This window comes from Acinetobacter sp. XH1741, assembly GCF_041021895.1.
Classification (GTDB): Bacteria; Pseudomonadota; Gammaproteobacteria; order Pseudomonadales; family Moraxellaceae; genus Acinetobacter.
Window position 1 is genome coordinate 733870 of sequence record NZ_CP157428.1, and the last position, 18046, is coordinate 751915.

At 41.2% G+C, this 18046-nt stretch carries 11 protein-coding genes, 2 tRNA genes and 3 rRNA genes; 13 read left to right on the forward strand and 3 right to left on the reverse strand.

What is annotated here, in order from left to right; genetic code table 11:
- The first annotated feature begins 6 nt into the window (after positions 1-6).
- From ABLB96_RS03575 to cysK, 10 genes are all read left to right on the forward strand, one after another.
- Positions 7-435 (forward strand): DUF2946 family protein, encoded by a 429-nt coding sequence (locus ABLB96_RS03575; RefSeq protein WP_348896846.1) that lies wholly within the window; start codon positions 7-9, stop codon positions 433-435.
- A 73-nt stretch (positions 436-508) separates the two neighbouring features.
- Positions 509-2623, forward strand: coding sequence for a TonB-dependent copper receptor (locus tag ABLB96_RS03580; RefSeq protein ID WP_348896845.1), 2115 nt, complete (start codon positions 509-511; stop codon positions 2621-2623).
- Positions 2624-2677: 54 nt separating this feature from the next.
- Positions 2678-2884: a hypothetical protein gene (locus ABLB96_RS03585; RefSeq protein ID WP_348896844.1), complete on the forward strand. Its 207-nt coding sequence runs from the start codon at positions 2678-2680 to the stop codon at positions 2882-2884.
- A 912-nt stretch (positions 2885-3796) separates the two neighbouring features.
- A 16S ribosomal RNA gene (locus ABLB96_RS03590) occupies positions 3797-5333 on the forward strand.
- 59 nt (positions 5334-5392) lie between these two features.
- Positions 5393-5469, forward strand: a tRNA-Ile gene (locus ABLB96_RS03595).
- 56 nt (positions 5470-5525) lie between these two features.
- Positions 5526-5601: transfer RNA gene (locus ABLB96_RS03600), tRNA-Ala, on the forward strand.
- Positions 5602-5961: 360 nt separating this feature from the next.
- Positions 5962-8853, forward strand: a 23S ribosomal RNA gene (locus tag ABLB96_RS03605).
- Between the two features lie 177 nt (positions 8854-9030).
- Positions 9031-9145: ribosomal RNA gene (rrf, locus tag ABLB96_RS03610) — 5S ribosomal RNA — on the forward strand.
- The 16S, 23S and 5S rRNA genes sit together here with 2 tRNA genes alongside, the layout of an rRNA operon.
- Before the next feature lie 167 nt (positions 9146-9312).
- The gene (locus ABLB96_RS03615) at positions 9313-9855 is read left to right on the forward strand and encodes a GNAT family N-acetyltransferase (protein WP_348896922.1); all 543 of its coding nucleotides are present in this window, start codon (positions 9313-9315) and stop codon (positions 9853-9855) included.
- Positions 9856-10129: 274 nt separating this feature from the next.
- On the forward strand, positions 10130-11128 hold the full coding sequence (cysK, locus tag ABLB96_RS03620; protein ID WP_348896923.1) for a cysteine synthase A: 999 nt from the start codon (positions 10130-10132) through the stop codon (positions 11126-11128).
- 52 nt (positions 11129-11180) lie between these two features.
- Here the strand turns inward: cysK and ABLB96_RS03625 are convergent, their stop codons facing one another.
- The 3 genes from ABLB96_RS03625 to ABLB96_RS03635 form a co-directional block, all read right to left on the reverse strand.
- On the reverse strand, positions 11181-11762 hold the full coding sequence (locus tag ABLB96_RS03625; RefSeq protein WP_348896924.1) for a transglycosylase SLT domain-containing protein: 582 nt from the start codon (positions 11760-11762) through the stop codon (positions 11181-11183).
- A gap of 541 nt (positions 11763-12303) precedes the next feature.
- Entirely contained in the window at positions 12304-12864 is a 561-nt protein-coding gene (locus ABLB96_RS03630) for a flavodoxin family protein (protein ID WP_348896925.1), read from the reverse strand.
- Positions 12865-12882: 18 nt separating this feature from the next.
- Positions 12883-13368 (reverse strand): DUF2938 domain-containing protein, encoded by a 486-nt coding sequence (locus ABLB96_RS03635; RefSeq protein ID WP_348896926.1) that lies wholly within the window; start codon positions 13366-13368, stop codon positions 12883-12885.
- Positions 13369-13449: 81 nt separating this feature from the next.
- On the opposite strand from ABLB96_RS03635, the gene ABLB96_RS03640 reads away from it, so the two are divergent.
- From ABLB96_RS03640 to ABLB96_RS03650, 3 genes are all read left to right on the forward strand, one after another.
- Positions 13450-13854, forward strand: coding sequence for a helix-turn-helix domain-containing protein (locus ABLB96_RS03640; RefSeq protein ID WP_348896927.1), 405 nt, complete (start codon positions 13450-13452; stop codon positions 13852-13854).
- 143 nt (positions 13855-13997) lie between these two features.
- Positions 13998-15257 carry an esterase-like activity of phytase family protein gene (locus ABLB96_RS03645; protein ID WP_348896928.1) on the forward strand — a complete coding sequence of 420 codons (1260 nt, stop codon included), beginning with the start codon at positions 13998-14000 and terminating at the stop codon, positions 15255-15257.
- A gap of 216 nt (positions 15258-15473) precedes the next feature.
- Complete coding sequence (locus ABLB96_RS03650; protein WP_348896929.1) at positions 15474-17852, forward strand: YgiQ family radical SAM protein; 2379 nt, start codon at positions 15474-15476, stop codon at positions 17850-17852.
- Positions 17853-18046 lie beyond the last annotated feature (194 nt).

Sequence of the window (18046 nt, forward strand, 5' to 3'; positions counted from 1 at the left end):
TGATTTTTGGTTTTTCGTAGTGGTCTGTTACTCGCATGTGTAGCAGTGTTTTTGCAGATTGCGGTATTTCTACAACCGCTATTACCGAAGCAATATCAAATTGCTCCGGTCTGTGAAACTATTACCCGTGCTTTGCTTAAACCCAAAGCACAGACGGAAACCATGTCACATGCCATGCACCATTCACATCACGAACATCATATCGAACAGGCACAAGTACCTGAACATCATGACCACCATGATGCAAACCACCAGTGTCAATATTGTACCGTCTATGCCAATTTGGTTTTACCACCTGAATTTGGTGTAAAAGAAGTACTTGTTCGTATACAAGTTCGCTTAGTCGCCTATCAACAAGCATTTCGACATGTTTATTTTGCGCTACAGCGACTTTTCTTACTCCCGCAAGGGCGTGCGCCGCCTCTATTTGCATAAATAAAAGCAATTTTTTGTTGGGGTCTTCATTGACTTCAATATCACTTTATTTATGTTTTAGAGCGTATAAAAAATGCCACATTCTAAATTCTTATTACAACCTTTATGGGTTGCGATGCTTGCTGTCTCTCATTCGGGTTTAGCTTTTGCTGATTCGGATAAAAATGATGCCGATACAAAATCATTTCATTCATTAGCCCCTATTGTTGTTACAGCACAACAAGGCAACGATACAAATGGCTTGATTGTGCATGCAGATCCAAAGCAGCCAATTCAGCCAGTACCTGCAACTGATGGCGCAGACTACCTACAAAGTATTATGGGTTTTAACTCGATAAAAAGTGGTGGAACCAATGGTGATGTGACATTCCGAGGTATGTTTGGTTCACGCATCAAAATTTTGACAGATGGAACTGAAAATCTAGGTGCCTGTCCAAACCGAATGGATGCACCAACTTCTTATATTTCGCCAGAAAGTTATGATCGTATTTCTGTCATTAAAGGTCCGCAAACAGTTCAATATGCTAATACTGGGTCGGCAGCAACCGTACTTTTTGAACGTCAACCTGAAAAGCTCACCTCAGATAAGCCTTATCGTGGGCAAGCAAGTGTATTATTAGGGTCCTATGGGCGTATTGACCATAATGTTGAAGCAGCAATTGGTGATGAAAAGAAATATATCCGTTTAAATGCCAACCGTTCAGAATCCAACAGTTATCAAGATGGTGATGGCAATACTGTGCCTTCAGCATGGAAGAAATGGAATGCTGATGTAGCACTCGGTTTTACTCCAGATGAAGACACTTGGATCGAACTCACAGGCGGAAAATCTGATGGAGAATCGCTTTATGCTGGACGCTCTATGGATGGCTCTCAATTTGCTCGCGAAAACTTAGGTCTACGGTTCGAAAAGAAAAATATCACTGATGTGATTAAGAAAATTGAAGGGCAGGTGAACTACAGCTATAACGACCATATTATGGATAACTTTAGCTTGCGCACACCGCCATTAGTGGAAATGACACATGGTGGTATGACCATGCTGATGCCGAATGCTATGGCAATGCAAGTAACGCGCCGTACACTAAACTCGCGCTTAGCCATGACCTCTGAATGGAATAAGTGGAGTTTGATTACAGGTGTAGATTCTCAATTCAATAAACATGGCGGTAGCATGTCATCGCCAAATATGCCCTCTATGAATATTCCATATCGTCAAGATATGCGTTTTCAATCATACGGTGCTTTTGGTGAGCTTGGTTACCAGTGGAATGATCTCAATAAACTAGTTACAGGTGTACGTTTAGATCGAGTAACAGTTGAAGATGAACGTGCTGATTCCCAAGCAAAAGGTTTTAATACTAAACTTGACAAGACTTTACCGAGTGCCTTTGTACGCTGGGAAAATCAACATCCTGAGCATGATCTAAAAAGCTATATCGGTTTAGGTTATGTGGAACGTATGCCCGATTATTGGGAGCTTTTCTCGCCTAAACATGGAAATGCTGGCTCGACCAATACATTTAACGGGGTGAAGCCTGAGAAAACATTGCAGTTAGATCTGGGCTTCCAACAAAAACATGGTGCTTTAAGTACTTGGGCTTCTGCTTATGCTGGTTTAGTTGATGATTACATTTTAATGAGTTATCACCATCACCCAAGCATGGGAATGGATGGGCATGATATGAGCCATGATATTACTGCGGGAGCTAAGAATGTCGATGCAACTATCGCAGGAGCGGAAGCTGGTATTGGCTATCAATTTACTGACCATATTCAGGCAGATTTGAGTGCTATGTATGCATGGGGTAAAAACACTACAGATGACAAACCACTGCCTCAAATTTCACCTTTAGAAGGTCGCCTAAATATTCGTTATGTGGCTGATAAATATAATTTAGGTTTGCTGTGGCGAGCGGTTGCTGAGCAAAACAGTGTGAGTCTACATCAAGGTAACATCGTGGGTTACGATCTAGGTCCAAGTAAAGGTTTTTCAACCCTTTCTTTAAATGGCAGTTATAACCTGCGTAAAGATATTGATGTCTCTGTCGGTATCGATAATGTCTTAGATAAGACTTATACCGAGCATTTAAACAAAGCGGGTAGTGCAGGCTTTGGATTTGCGAGTGAAGAGCAGTTCAACAATATCGGAAGAAATTACTGGGTTCGTATGAGCATGAAGTTTTAATAAGCTGTCACGAATTAAATGAACTGAATAAATTAATTTAATGAGAGAAATGAAATGACAAATAAATTATCGCCTGAACAATCTTGGTGGGGATGGAAGTTACTTATTGTGGCTTCTATCTTGGCTTTATTGTTTATGCTTATTTTTTACTGGGCAATTAACAATGAGCCTGACTACATGCCTAGTCAAAAGAATAAACAGATGATGGAGTCACCTGAGCAAATGAATCACGCTGAAATGCATAGTTCATCAGCTCAATAAATTCCTTAATATTTGAAAATGGAAGTCTGGTTAACAGGCTTCCATTTTTAGTTTTTAAGTACCGAAAATTATTAATCCAATACTCGCCAAGGTTTTTACCTTGCCTCAACAAAGCTTTAAACCAAGTTTTTGTATATTGCGGCCTGATTTGAATAAAAACTTTTCAAGTATGCTGAAAGCTTCGTAGAACTATTTGAGGTAATGAATTACACAATCGGATAATAAGCAAAACATGAGACAGGCTACTCAGACAATCCAGATAGTTCCATTTATTCCTTATCAATAAATCCTTTATAACTATTAACGACACGCTTTTTACAATGATGCGCTATGTAAGACATAATAATTTTCTGATGTTAAAACAATAGCTTAGGTGATAAATACACAGCATAGTGCTGGTATATTTAAGTTAAAAATAAAAAATAAAAATAATTAATGATATAAAACAATGTGTTATTTATTATGTTGATTTAAAATTAAACGCTCGGTTCACTAGTTTTAAATTTTCACTTGCAAAGGGTTAGTAATCCTCTATAATGCACATCCATCGGCGGTGATGCAGATAGAAACTTGTTGAAAAACAGTTACTTGTGATTAAGTTGGTTGCGTTAAGTGATGAATTTGATGATGAGATGGTTTAGAAAATAAGTTTTAAAAAATATCGAAATTACCTGTTGACTTTTAAGAGATTAAGAGTAATATAGCCGACCTAGCTTGCTGGTGACGAACCAGGAAGAAGATCATTAAGAGAATTGAAGAACAACTTGTGTGGATTTTTACTGATTGATTAATCGAAATAATTTTCATTGATTGATTGGTTTAAATTACTCGAAGTTTATTTGAGCGAATTTAAGTCAGTAATTGATGAGCCAGAATTGGCACCTTGTCTTTAAATAAGGTGCAAAATGATTTTAACTGAAGAGTTTGATCATGGCTCAGATTGAACGCTGGCGGCAGGCTTAACACATGCAAGTCGAGCGGGGAAGGGTAGCTTGCTACCTAACCTAGCGGCGGACGGGTGAGTAATGCTTAGGAATCTGCCTATTAGTGGGGGACAACATCTCGAAAGGGATGCTAATACCGCATACGTCCTACGGGAGAAAGCAGGGGATCTTCGGACCTTGCGCTAATAGATGAGCCTAAGTCGGATTAGCTAGTTGGTGGGGTAAAGGCCTACCAAGGCGACGATCTGTAGCGGGTCTGAGAGGATGATCCGCCACACTGGGACTGAGACACGGCCCAGACTCCTACGGGAGGCAGCAGTGGGGAATATTGGACAATGGGGGAACCCTGATCCAGCCATGCCGCGTGTGTGAAGAAGGCCTTATGGTTGTAAAGCACTTTAAGCGAGGAGGAGGCTACTTTAGTTAATACCTAGAGATAGTGGACGTTACTCGCAGAATAAGCACCGGCTAACTCTGTGCCAGCAGCCGCGGTAATACAGAGGGTGCAAGCGTTAATCGGATTTACTGGGCGTAAAGCGCGCGTAGGCGGCTAATTAAGTCAAATGTGAAATCCCCGAGCTTAACTTGGGAATTGCATTCGATACTGGTTAGCTAGAGTGTGGGAGAGGATGGTAGAATTCCAGGTGTAGCGGTGAAATGCGTAGAGATCTGGAGGAATACCGATGGCGAAGGCAGCCATCTGGCCTAACACTGACGCTGAGGTGCGAAAGCATGGGGAGCAAACAGGATTAGATACCCTGGTAGTCCATGCCGTAAACGATGTCTACTAGCCGTTGGGGCCTTTGAGGCTTTAGTGGCGCAGCTAACGCGATAAGTAGACCGCCTGGGGAGTACGGTCGCAAGACTAAAACTCAAATGAATTGACGGGGGCCCGCACAAGCGGTGGAGCATGTGGTTTAATTCGATGCAACGCGAAGAACCTTACCTGGCCTTGACATAGTAAGAACTTTCCAGAGATGGATTGGTGCCTTCGGGAACTTACATACAGGTGCTGCATGGCTGTCGTCAGCTCGTGTCGTGAGATGTTGGGTTAAGTCCCGCAACGAGCGCAACCCTTTTCCTTATTTGCCAGCGAGTAATGTCGGGAACTTTAAGGATACTGCCAGTGACAAACTGGAGGAAGGCGGGGACGACGTCAAGTCATCATGGCCCTTACGGCCAGGGCTACACACGTGCTACAATGGTCGGTACAAAGGGTTGCTACACAGCGATGTGATGCTAATCTCAAAAAGCCGATCGTAGTCCGGATTGGAGTCTGCAACTCGACTCCATGAAGTCGGAATCGCTAGTAATCGCGGATCAGAATGCCGCGGTGAATACGTTCCCGGGCCTTGTACACACCGCCCGTCACACCATGGGAGTTTGTTGCACCAGAAGTAGCTAGCCTAACTGCAAAGAGGGCGGTTACCACGGTGTGGCCGATGACTGGGGTGAAGTCGTAACAAGGTAGCCGTAGGGGAACCTGCGGCTGGATCACCTCCTTAACGAAAGATTGACGATTGGTAAGAATCCACAACAAGTTGTTCTTCATAGATGTATCTGAGGGTCTGTAGCTCAGTTGGTTAGAGCACACGCTTGATAAGCGTGGGGTCACAAGTTCAAGTCTTGTCAGACCCACCATGACTTTGACTGGTTGAAGTTATAGATAAAAAGATACATGACTGATGATGTAAGCTGGGGACTTAGCTTAGTTGGTAGAGCGCCTGCTTTGCACGCAGGAGGTCAGGAGTTCGACTCTCCTAGTCTCCACCAGAACTTAAGAGAAGTTCGGATTACAGAAATTAGTAAATAGAGATTGAGATCTTGGTTTATTAACTTCTGTGATTTAAGTATCACGGTATTAAGCATGACCTGACGAAGGCATGTTTATTCATTAACAGATTGGCAAAATTGAGTCTGAAATAAATTGTTCACTCAATAACAAAGAGAGATGAAGTAATTCTGATCTTGGAGTTAATTGAGAACTAGCAAATTAACTGAATCAAGCGTTTTGGTATATGAATTTAGATTGAAGCTGTACAGTGTTTAAGTACACAGACAACAGATAGTAGCGATGAAGAATCGCACGGACAACACTCACTTGTAGGTGTTGACGACTGTTTGGGGTTGTATAGTCAAGTAATTAAGTGCATGTGGTGGATGCCTTGGCAGTCAGAGGCGATGAAAGACGTGATAGCCTGCGAAAAGCTCCGGGGAGGCGGCAAATATCCTTTGATCCGGAGATTTCTGAATGGGGGAACCCACCTACTTTAAGGTAGGTATTGCAACATGAATACATAGTGTTGCAAAGCGAACGAGGGGAAGTGAAACATCTCAGTACCCTTAGGAAAAGAAATCAATTGAGATTCCCTCAGTAGCGGCGAGCGAACGGGGATCAGCCCATTAAGTTATGTGTGTTTTAGTGGAACGCTCTGGGAAGTGCGAACGTAGAGGGTGATATTCCCGTACACGAAAGGGCACACATAATGATGACGAGTAGGGCGAGGCACGTGAAACCTTGTCTGAATATGGGGGGACCATCCTCCAAGGCTAAATACTCCTGACTGACCGATAGTGAACCAGTACCGTGAGGGAAAGGCGAAAAGAACCCCTGTGAGGGGAGTGAAATAGATCCTGAAACCGCATGCATACAAGCAGTGGGAGCCGACTTGTTCGGTGACTGCGTACCTTTTGTATAATGGGTCAGCGACTTATATTCAGTAGCGAGGTTAACCGTATAGGGGAGCCGTAGAGAAATCGAGTCTTAATAGGGCGTTTAGTTGCTGGGTATAGACCCGAAACCAGGCGATCTATCCATGAGCAGGTTGAAGGTTGGGTAACACTAACTGGAGGACCGAACCCACTGTCGTTGAAAAGCCAGGGGATGACTTGTGGATAGGGGTGAAAGGCTAATCAAGCCTGGTGATAGCTGGTTCTCCCCGAAAGCTATTTAGGTAGCGCCTCGGACGAATACCATAGGGGGTAGAGCACTGTTTCGGCTAGGGGGTCATCCCGACTTACCAAACCGATGCAAACTCCGAATACCTATGAGTACTATCCGGGAGACAGACTGCGGGTGCTAACGTCCGTAGTCAAGAGGAAAACAATCCAGACCGCCAGCTAAGGCCCCAAAATCATAGTTAAGTGGGAAACGATGTGGGAAGGCATAGACAGCTAGGAGGTTGGCTTAGAAGCAGCCACCCTTTAAAGAAAGCGTAATAGCTCACTAGTCGAGTCGGCCTGCGCGGAAGATGTAACGGGGCTAAAACTATGTGCCGAAGCTGCGGATTTGACATTAGTCAAGTGGTAGGGGAGCGTTCTGTAAGCCGATGAAGGTGTATTGAGAAGTATGCTGGAGGTATCAGAAGTGCGAATGCTGACGTGAGTAACGACAAAACGGGTGAAAAACCCGTTCGCCGAAAGACCAAGGGTTCCAGTCCAACGTTAATCGGGGCTGGGTGAGTCGACCCCTAAGGCGAGGCCGAAAGGCGTAGTCGATGGGAAATTGGTTAATATTCCAATACTTCTGTGTAATGCGATGAGAGGACGGAGAAGGTTAAGTCAGCCTGGCGTTGGTTGTCCAGGTGGAAGGATGTAGGTATGTATCTTAGGCAAATCCGGGGTACTCTATACTGAGATCCGATAGCAAGCTGTACTTGTACAGTGAAGTGGCTGATACCATGCTTCCAGGAAAAGTCTCTAAGCTTCAGTTACACAGGAATCGTACCCGAAACCGACACAGGTGGTCAGGTCGAGTAGACCAAGGCGCTTGAGAGAACTCTGCTGAAGGAACTAGGCAAAATGGTACCGTAACTTCGGGAGAAGGTACGCTGTTGTTGGTGATGGAACTTGCTTCCTGAGCTGATGACAGCCGCAGAAACCAGGCCGCTGCAACTGTTTATTAAAAACATAGCACTCTGCAAACACGAAAGTGGACGTATAGGGTGTGATGCCTGCCCGGTGCTGGAAGGTTAATTGATGGGGTTAGCGTAAGCGAAGCTCTTGATCGAAGCCCCAGTAAACGGCGGCCGTAACTATAACGGTCCTAAGGTAGCGAAATTCCTTGTCGGGTAAGTTCCGACCTGCACGAATGGCATAATGATGGCGGCGCTGTCTCCAGCAGAGGCTCAGTGAAATCGAAATCGCTGTGAAGATGCAGTGTACCCGCGGCTAGACGGAAAGACCCCGTGAACCTTTACTGCAGCTTGACACTGAACTTTGACCTTACTTGTGTAGGATAGGTGGGAGGCTTTGAAGTTGGAACGCTAGTTCCAATGGAGCCGTCCTTGAAATACCACCCTGGTAATGTTGAGGTTCTAACTCTGTCCCGTTATCCGGGACGAGGACCGTGTCTGGTGGGTAGTTTGACTGGGGCGGTCTCCTCCTAAAGAGTAACGGAGGAGTACGAAGGTGCGCTCAGCGTGGTCGGAAATCACGCGTAGAGTATAAAGGCAAAAGCGCGCTTAACTGCGAGACCCACAAGTCGAGCAGGTACGAAAGTAGGTCTTAGTGATCCGGTGGTTCTGTATGGAAGGGCCATCGCTCAACGGATAAAAGGTACTCTGGGGATAACAGGCTGATACCGCCCAAGAGTTCATATCGACGGCGGTGTTTGGCACCTCGATGTCGGCTCATCTCATCCTGGGGCTGAAGCAGGTCCCAAGGGTATGGCTGTTCGCCATTTAAAGAGGTACGCGAGCTGGGTTTAGAACGTCGTGAGACAGTTCGGTCCCTATCTACCGTGGGCGCTGGAAATTTGAGAGGATCTGCTCCTAGTACGAGAGGACCAGAGTGGACGAACCTCTGGTGTACCGGTTGTGACGCCAGTCGCATCGCCGGGTAGCTATGTTCGGAAGGGATAACCGCTGAAAGCATCTAAGCGGGAAGCCTACCTCAAGATAAGATTTCCCTAGGACTTTATGTCCTCTAAAGAGCCGTTCGAGACTAGGACGTTGATAGGTTGGATGTGGAAGCATAGCGATATGTGAAGCTGACCAATACTAATTGCTCGTGAGGCTTGACTATACAACACCCAAGCAGTTGTATATAAAGCATCAATCGATTCATTATCATACTAAGTAACTTGATTTAGTTATTCCACTAGTTAAAATGAACAAGTTCAGATTCAATCAGCCCATCTGTAAAGATTTGGAAAACGCATTGGCAGACAATAAGACCAAGGCAAGTATCCATAACAGTTGTGCTGGCGACCATAGCAAGAGTGAACCACCTGATCCCTTCCCGAACTCAGAAGTGAAACCTCTTAGCGCTGATGGTAGTGTGGGGTTACCCATGTGAGAGTAAGTCATCGCCAGCTCATTATTCAAACACCCCAATCTCAAAAGAGATTGGGGTGTTTTTTTATGCCTGAAAAACATTAAATTCAATCTAATAAATATCTCATTTCTTATGTTTTTAAAAAAACATTTCATAATATTCCAATCTTTGCTTAATCTATAAATAGCTAAAATTGAGTTTTCATCTATGCAGTTCAAAATTATTGCAGCCCAAGATCTAGATAAAAAGCAACGTCAGCAAATTGCTGAGTTAAGTTTTGCTGCTTTTGAGGAAGATCCTTGGAGCCAATATGCCTTTATGCAAAAAGCTATCCATGTCGTCGGTATATTGAATGAAAAAATTGTTTCACATGCTTTATGGACAGATAGAATTTTCACCATAAATGGCAGTGTTAGTGTAAAAACTGCTTATGTAGAATATGTGACTACCGATTATGAGATGAGAGGTAAAGGGCTTGCATCACAATTATTAAGATATTTAGCTGATGCATTAACTGACTTGGAATATGGGCTTGCGGCATTGCAACCGGAAGATGAGGCATTTTATAAAAAATTAGGCTGGACTACTTGGTGGGGGGACTTGTACATCAAACAAGATGCTTCTACTTATCTAACTGATGATTATGAAATTATGCTATATCCTTTGAGCACTAAAGTGAAAAAATTGCTATCACATAGTTCAGAGAAGGATACTATTTGTGCGGATTGGCGAGAGGGTGAACCTTGGTAGTATTAACTACATGATTTTTAATCTTGCATAAAGATAAGCTTTTTCAGCCAAAATATGAGTACTGTAAAGATATAAATATATGTTTTATATTATCTTTAATTTAGAGGCTCTTATTTTATTTTCACGCTGGTCTATATTTATCGAGTTAGTAAATTAAATCAACATGATACTAATATAAGGGTCTTTTTTATATTGCTTAATTTTTTCTACTTTCTTGTTTATTTGACAAGCCTATAATGGTTCAGAATCATTCCAAATCTAATAAGGATATAACATGTCTACTGATCAGCAATTCCCGACACCAAACAATCTAGGTATCGCAGTTTATTCCAATAATGCTGAGGCTATTGGTAATACTCCTTTAGTACGCATTAATCGTTTAATTAAAACAGGTGCTACTGTATTAGCAAAAGTGGAAAGCCGTAACCCTGCATTTTCTGTAAAATGTCGTATTGGAGCAGCACTTATTGCAGATGCAGAAAAACGTGGTGTATTAAAAGAAGGCATGCATATTGTTGAGCCAACCAGTGGTAATACTGGTATTGCATTGGCATTTGTTGCTGCGGCAAAAGGTTATCCAATTACTCTAACTATGCCTGCAAGTATGAGTCTTGAACGTAGAAAAGTATTAAAAGCTCTTGGGGCTAATTTGGTTTTAACTGAACCCGCTAAGGGAATGAAAGGAGCAGTTGATGAGGCTGTACGCTTAGCTACTGAACAGCCAGATCTTTATTTCTTGCCACAACAGTTTGAAAACCCAGCGAATCCTCAAATTCATGTAGACACAACTGGTCCTGAAATCTGGCAAGCTACAGGTGGGCAAGTCGATATTTTAGTGGCGGGCGTTGGTACTGGCGGTACGATTACGGGTATTTCTCGTTATTTTGAACAGGTTCAAAATAAACCTTTGTATTCAGTAGCAGTTGAACCTGCTGAATCTCCAATTATTACGCAAACTAAAAATGGTGAGAGCATTACGCCTGCACCCCATAAAATTCAGGGAATTGGTGCAAACTTTATTCCAAAGAATCTTGATTTGGACCTTGTGGATGAAGTTTTACCAGTGAGTAGTGAAGAAGCAATTCAATGGGCGAGAAACTGTGCAACCCAAGAAGGTATTTTAGTGGGTATTTCAAGTGGAGCTGCATTGGCAGCCGCTGCAAAGATTGCAGAGCGTCCTGAAAATGCTGGTAAAACGATTGTTGTTATTCTGCCAGATAGTGGTGAGCGCTATTTATCCTCTGTGTTATTTGAAGGTTTATTCGACGAATAAAATTAATTGTATAAAAAAGCCCATCTAGTGATGGGCTTTTATTTAATCTCATTTATAGCGCACTTTTTAAATTCTTTTGATGATGTTTAATAGATCGAGCATATTTTTTTGCTTTGTGACGTGTCCAGAAACTTCTCTCATAACCAGTTGGCCCAACATTATAATAAGCCGTGGCTTTGAACCAACTATCTGCGGTTTGATAGTAATGATTTAAAATATAAGCACCACATTGGATATTAGTAGATTCATCATATAAATTACCAGCGCAAGTTTGCTGCCAATAGCTTGGAATAATTTGAGTTAGTCCAACAGCTCCAGTTGGAGAACGGGCATTACTATTGTAGTTAGACTCTTGTCTGATGACTGCCGCGAGTAAAAGTGGAGGAACATTATATTTGTCAGCACTTTGGATAATCAGTGGAGATAATCGATTCGCTGTACTCGGTGGAACGGAATAAGCTTTTTGTAAACCAGATGAGAGCTTATTTGAACGCCAAGAAAATGAGCCGCTATTGGGACCTAAGCTTGTGCATCCCGTCATTATTGTCATTAAGGCAATAATAAAAAATTTGAGACTAAAGATGTGTAATTGTGTTGGTTCAAAACGATTTTGGGTTAAAGATGGGATAAGCAAAATACAAAACCAATAATCAAGTTTTAAATGAAATCAATGGTATTTAGGCATTACAATCAGATCAATATCAGTTCTGTTGCTCAGCACATCTAAAAAGTAAGAATTTTGTATAACTGAAATGAAAAAACCCCGACATCCTGTCGAGGTTCCTTCGTATTCAGCTTTATGTAGCTAACTCCTGTCAACTACCGCTTCCTGCGTTCTTATTCTTCTTCAATGAGACATCCTGTCTCTCTATGATTCATATATTATGAAAAAATACTAAAGCTGAATATCCGCAAATTACCGCAAGTTTTGTAGGTTTTTACTTACAGAGATACCCTTTTTAGCTTTCTTAAATACGATGTTGACTCGTTACTGAGTTATAAGAACATAAATTAAAACTCTTGGGAAAGCCAACATCCCAGCAGATGACCACAATGAAAAGAAAACCATAATTCAGCTCTAATCCTTGAAAAGTTAAAATACCTGAAATCATAAGAGACATCATTTCTGATAAAACCATGAAGATTAAAACCCATGTATTTTCATTGTGTTATGTCTAATGGTAGGCGTTTAAGGTTAACGCAAAATTCTCCCCAAATTGTTGAGCAGTTTTTATGTCTCCCTCATCAAATCCATTTGCATTACTGCCGTGTTCAGGTTGAGCCATTAAACCTGACCATGAACCGAGACGATTAGCTGCTTGAGCATAGGGAATACCTTGATGCTGCTCTGGCAAAATTGGATTGCCGATCCATAACATGCCATGTTGCATACAAAAGGTAAAAAGTGAAATTAGTGTCGATTGTTTATCTCCAGCAGGAAGAGAGGAAACGGTAAAACCGGCTGCCAATTTTCCTTTAAAGTTCTGTTTTTTCCATAATGGACCCGTTGCATCCATGAGTTGTTTTAACTTAGAAGATACTCCACCTAAATAAGTAGGAGATCCCCAAATTAAACCATCATATTTGATAAGAATTTCTGGAGTGTTGATAAGATCTTCAGCATTAAGCAAATCTACTTCAATATCTTGATGGCTCAAAATACCAGTTTGAATTTGCTGGGCAATAAATTGGGTGTGGCCTTGGCGACTATAGTAAATAATGGCAACAGTTTTCATGAGCAGTTTCCGCTTTATTTAAATTTGAAATAGTTTTGCAGTGAGATATAAACCACAGCCAAAAACACTATGGTTAAGTAAACTTTTGAAGCAATTCAAAAAAGGATGAGGTGTTTTTGATGAAGCAAAACCACTACCCATGGCAGGTTGCATAATAAAAAAAGGAATGAGAACTGTGATTAATCCAAACAGAAGTGCTAAGTAGAATTGAGGATGAATGAGCCAAGTTTCCCCTATAATTAAAAGAAAGCTGAATGCAAAAATAACCCCGACACTGTAGTGTGTTATCCAACCTAATAAATATTCACCTTTAACTTGAGGACTTTGTGCAATAGATGGATGGATGAGTTTCCCTTGAAATATCCAACCGAACCATCGTCCAAGAAAGGCAAAATTTAAGGTCGGAATCTTAAATATTTTTAGTATTAACAGCCAAATATCCATAAATACTGTTGCACCAACACCAAGATATAAAGCTTGTAAGAACAATGTGGAGATATTCATTTTTACACCTTACTTTTATACATATGAAACGTGATAAATTTATTGTGCAAGTTCAAGTTCACTTGAAGTCAAGAGGTTGTTATGGATATCGGTGAAGTCGCTAAAAAGGCAAAAGTCACAACAGCAACGCTACGTTTTTATGAAGAGAAAGGATTAATTAAGTCGATAGGACGACAAGGTTTACGTCGGCAGTATGGGAAACAAGTGCTTGATCAACTGGCACTCATTGCTTTAGGCCGTGCTGCGGGTTTTTCTTTAAATGAAATCGCAACAATGTTTGGACAAGATGGTAAACCAGATCTTGATAGGCAAAAATTAAAAGAAAAAGCTGAACAATTAGAGCAAATGGCAAAGCGGTTACATTTTATTAGTCAAGGATTAGAGCATGCTGCGGTATGTCCCGCTGAAAATCATATGAAATGTCCAACGTTCCAGAAATTTTTGAAAGCAGCAATTGCTGGAGAATATCAGCCAACAAAACTTTAATCTGCGTTTCCTGAAGGAATACAATTTTGGATATTGAACAGTTCGCTGTCATATTTTCGCCATAAAGATTTCATCTTTTTGAAGCAAAAACTTCATAGAAGCTTGATTAAATTTGCTTAATTTTTTACCAATTGGATAAAATTATGAGCAAAAAAACTTTAGTAGCATTATTGTGTTGTGCCAGTTTAGGATTGACGGCATGTAATGATAATAACGATCAAGAACAAACGCCACCAACTGAAAATGTTACTGAACCCACCTTAATTTCTTTTGCCAAATTACCTGTCGAAACCTATGCTGCTGGTCCAGACTCTGGTGCATATGTAAAAGGAGCAAATGGCATTTATCCTCCATTTAAAGGTCAACCTGTACAAGGCTTTTCTGCTGCATTAAAAAATGAAGATGGCAGTTATATGGCAATGGCTGATAACGGTTTTGGTACTCAAGATAATTCAGCAGACTTTTTACTTCGTATTTATAAGTTAAAACCTGACTTCAAAACTAAAACCAAAGGTACAGGTCAAGTGACTGTACAAAGCTTTATTCAATTGCGTGATCCAAATAAATTAGTCCCATTTAATATTGTAAATGGTAATACCCCTGAGCGGTTACTAACGGGTGCTGATTTTGACCCCGAATCGATGCAACGTACTAGTGATGGCACTTATTGGATTGGGGATGAGTTTGGACCTTATTTACTTCATTTTTCAGCGAATGGCGTGTTATTAGATGCACCCATTCCTCTACCAAATCCATTAAATCCGACGCAAGAATTACGTTCTCCACAAAATCAGTTTAATAAAGCACAAATTAATTTTGTAGAACCTCTGGTTCAGCAAAGTGGTGGCTTTGAAGGAATGGCAATTTCGCCAGATGGGCAATATCTTTACACTCTTATAGAAAAGCCGATTAAATCCATTCGAGAAACGGAAAGACAGTTGCTGATTTCGCAATTCGATATTAAGAAAAAAGCCTATACAGGAAAATATTATTGGTTCCAGTTAGACAGCAAGGCAACCAATATTGGTGATTTCCAACTCTTTAATGATAAAGAAGGCATTATTATTGAGCGTGATGCGACTCAGAATAATTTAGGTGGATATAAAAAATTAATCCGTATTAAGCTGAATGAGTCAGGACAGCTAGTAAGCCGTGAAGATCTAGTCGACTTAAACAAAATTGCTAACCCAAATATGCTGTATGGCACAGCACGTGCAGGGGATATTGGTACAGGACAGGTTTTTGCTTTCCCATTTGAAACGATTGAAGATGTGATTATTGAAAATGGCACAACGCTCACGGTACTAAATGACAATAACTTCCCAGGCTCTTCAGGGCGTAATGCAAAACTGGCTGATGATAACGAGATTATTCAAATTCGTTTACCAAAAGCTTTGTTCTAATACCTATAAATAACTTGTGTTAAAACTACGGCGGATTTTATTTCGCCGTATTTATTCTGAGAATAAAAATATTGAATAAACTTTAATCAAATTAATTTTTATATTATTGTTTTCGTATGTTTTATAAACAAGGAAAATGAATGAAATTCATGTTAAAATGATCGGCTTTCATCTTTAGATGTCTCTCCTTCATCTGCTAGCCGAGATTCGCAAGCCATGTCTACCGCTTATACCATGCAAACTGCGCCAAAAGCGCTGTTTGATTACGACAAATATTGGGCGTCGTGTTTTGAACCAGCGCCATTTTTGCCGATGTCACGAGAAGAAATGGACCAACTCGGCTGGGATGCATGTGACTTTATTTTAGTCTGTGGCGATGCTTATATTGACCACCCATCATTTGTTTCGGGTGTGATTGGCCGTGTACTTGAAGCACAAGGTTTCCGTGTCGGTATTATTGCGCAGCCAGACTGGACCAATGTTGAAAGCTTCCGCGTTTTAGGTAAGCCAACGATTGCTTGGGGTGTGACCGCAGGTAATATGGACTCGATGATTAATCGTTACACGGCAGATCGTAAAATCCGTTCGGATGATGCATATTCTCCAAACAATGAACCAAACAAACGTCCTGACCGTGCAGCAACCGTATATTGCCAACGTTGTCGTGAAGCGTTCCCTGATGTACCAGTGTTATTAGGTGGTATTGAAGGTAGTTTACGTCGTATTGCGCACTATGATTATTGGTCAGATAAAGTCCGTCGTTCGATTTTGATGGACTCAAAAGCCGATTTGCTCATGTATGGTAATGGTGAGCGTGCCATTATTGATGTGATGCATCGTTTGGCTAAAGGTGAAAAAATCTACGAGATTACTGATGTTCGTGGTACAGCATTTATTATTAATAAACATAACAAAGCATCAAAAGCGAAGTTTGTTGAAGTTGCGAGTAATGATGTAGATACAGTTGGGCGTGTTGATCCAATTATTAACCCATATGTCATGACAGAAGATATTGATGGCTGTGAGGTTGAAAAAGAAAAAGGTAACTCTTTAGCTCAGTATCAAAACTTCCAAAAAGAGATTGTTGCCAATCCAATTGTGCATGAAGGCGATAAGCTAGACGACGACACTCAAATCGTACAATTAAAGCCAGCGCCATCAAAAGCAATTAAACACAAATTACCACCACGAGAGTTGGCAGTCATTCGCTTGCCTTCTTTTGAAGAAGTGGCGAATGACCAAGTGCTTTACGCGCATGCAAACCGTATTTTGCACCTTGAAACCAACCCTGGTAATGCCCGTGCTTTGGTGCAACGTCATGGTGAGCGTGATGTTTGGATTAACCCACCTCCAATTCCTCTAACGACTGAGGAAATGGATTATGTGTTTGATTTACCTTATGCACGTTTGCCACATCCTACTTATGGAGACGCTCGTTTCCCAGCATTTGATATGATCAAATTCTCGGTCAATATTATGCGTGGATGTTTTGGTGGCTGTACATTCTGTTCTATTACAGAACATGAAGGGCGTATTATTCAAAACCGTTCGGAAGATTCGATCTTACGTGAGATTGAAAAAATTCGTGATACGGCACCAAACTTCACCGGCATTATTTCAGATTTAGGTGGTCCAACGGCAAACATGTACCGTTTGCACTGTAAAGATCCAGAAATTGAAAAGAACTGTCGTAAACCTTCTTGTGTATATCCGGGCGTTTGTCAAAACTTACATACCGATCATGCGCCGTTAGTGCAGCTTTATCGTAAAGCACGTGCGATTAAAGGTGTGAAGAAGATTCTGATTGGTTCAGGTTTACGTTATGACCTTGCTGTACTCAACCCTGAATATGTCAAAGAACTGGTACAACACCACGTTGGTGGTTATTTAAAAATTGCGCCAGAGCATACAGAACAAGGCCCGTTATCTAAGATGATGAAACCGGGTATTGGTACGTATGATCGTTTCAAACAAATGTTTGATCGTTTCAGTAAAGAAGCTGGAAAAGAGCAATATTTAATTCCTTACTTTATTGCTGCACATCCGGGTACTTCAGATTATGACATGATGCACCTTGCAATTTGGTTGAAAAAGAATGGCTTCCGTGCCGATCAGGTACAGACTTTCTATCCTTCACCTATGGCAACGGCAACGACCATGTATTATTCGGGTAAAAACCCACTTGCTAAAGTCGCTCGCTATACTGAAAAAGTTGATATTGTAAAAGGTGAAAAACGTCGTCGTCTGCATAAAGCATTCTTGCGTTACCATGATCCAAACAACTGGCCATTACTTCGTGAAGCCCTAAAAGAAATGGGCCGCGCTGATTTAATTGGTAATTCAAAGCAGCATTTAATTCCGACGTATCAACCTAAAGGTACTGAAGGGGAATATAAATCTGCGCGTAAGAAAAACTCGTCTACGGCAGGTGATTCGGTTAAACGGAATAGCCAACAAACGAATAATCATTCAAATCAGAAACGTCCACAAAAGGGACAGGTTCTAACCCAACATACAGGTTTGCCTCCTCGTGAAACTGGCGAAAAAAGGCCGTTTAGTGGGAAAAGTAAACCAAAATCAAAAGCTCGTGGATAATGATAAAAAAGGCTCTTAAACAGAGCCTTTTTTGTTTCTGAAGAGCATGCTTAAAATCGTATAGTGAGATTTTTGGAATTTTTAACCTAAAAAATGTAATGAAAAATGATAAATTCTAAAAATCTGACGAGTTGCACTTGATTGTTGTTGATTCTATGATTATAAATAATGTGAGTATGGCTAAATTTAAGCCA

What these genes read in the sequence shown, in the direction of transcription:
- ABLB96_RS03580 (WP_348896845.1), top strand. Translation starts at nt 509, where the DNA reads ATGCCACATTCTAAATTCTTATTACAACCTTTATGGGTTGCGATGCTT.
- ABLB96_RS03585 (WP_348896844.1), top strand. Translation starts at nt 2,678, where the DNA reads ATGACAAATAAATTATCGCCTGAACAATCTTGGTGGGGATGGAAGTTA.
- ABLB96_RS03615 (WP_348896922.1), top strand. Translation starts at nt 9,313, where the DNA reads ATGCAGTTCAAAATTATTGCAGCCCAAGATCTAGATAAAAAGCAACGT.
- cysK (WP_348896923.1), top strand. Translation starts at nt 10,130, where the DNA reads ATGTCTACTGATCAGCAATTCCCGACACCAAACAATCTAGGTATCGCA.
- ABLB96_RS03630 (WP_348896925.1), bottom strand. Translation starts at nt 12,864, where the DNA reads ATGAAAACTGTTGCCATTATTTACTATAGTCGCCAAGGCCACACCCAA.
- ABLB96_RS03635 (WP_348896926.1), bottom strand. Translation starts at nt 13,368, where the DNA reads ATGAATATCTCCACATTGTTCTTACAAGCTTTATATCTTGGTGTTGGT.
- ABLB96_RS03640 (WP_348896927.1), top strand. Translation starts at nt 13,450, where the DNA reads ATGGATATCGGTGAAGTCGCTAAAAAGGCAAAAGTCACAACAGCAACG.
- ABLB96_RS03645 (WP_348896928.1), top strand. Translation starts at nt 13,998, where the DNA reads ATGAGCAAAAAAACTTTAGTAGCATTATTGTGTTGTGCCAGTTTAGGA.
- ABLB96_RS03650 (WP_348896929.1), top strand. Translation starts at nt 15,474, where the DNA reads ATGTCTACCGCTTATACCATGCAAACTGCGCCAAAAGCGCTGTTTGAT.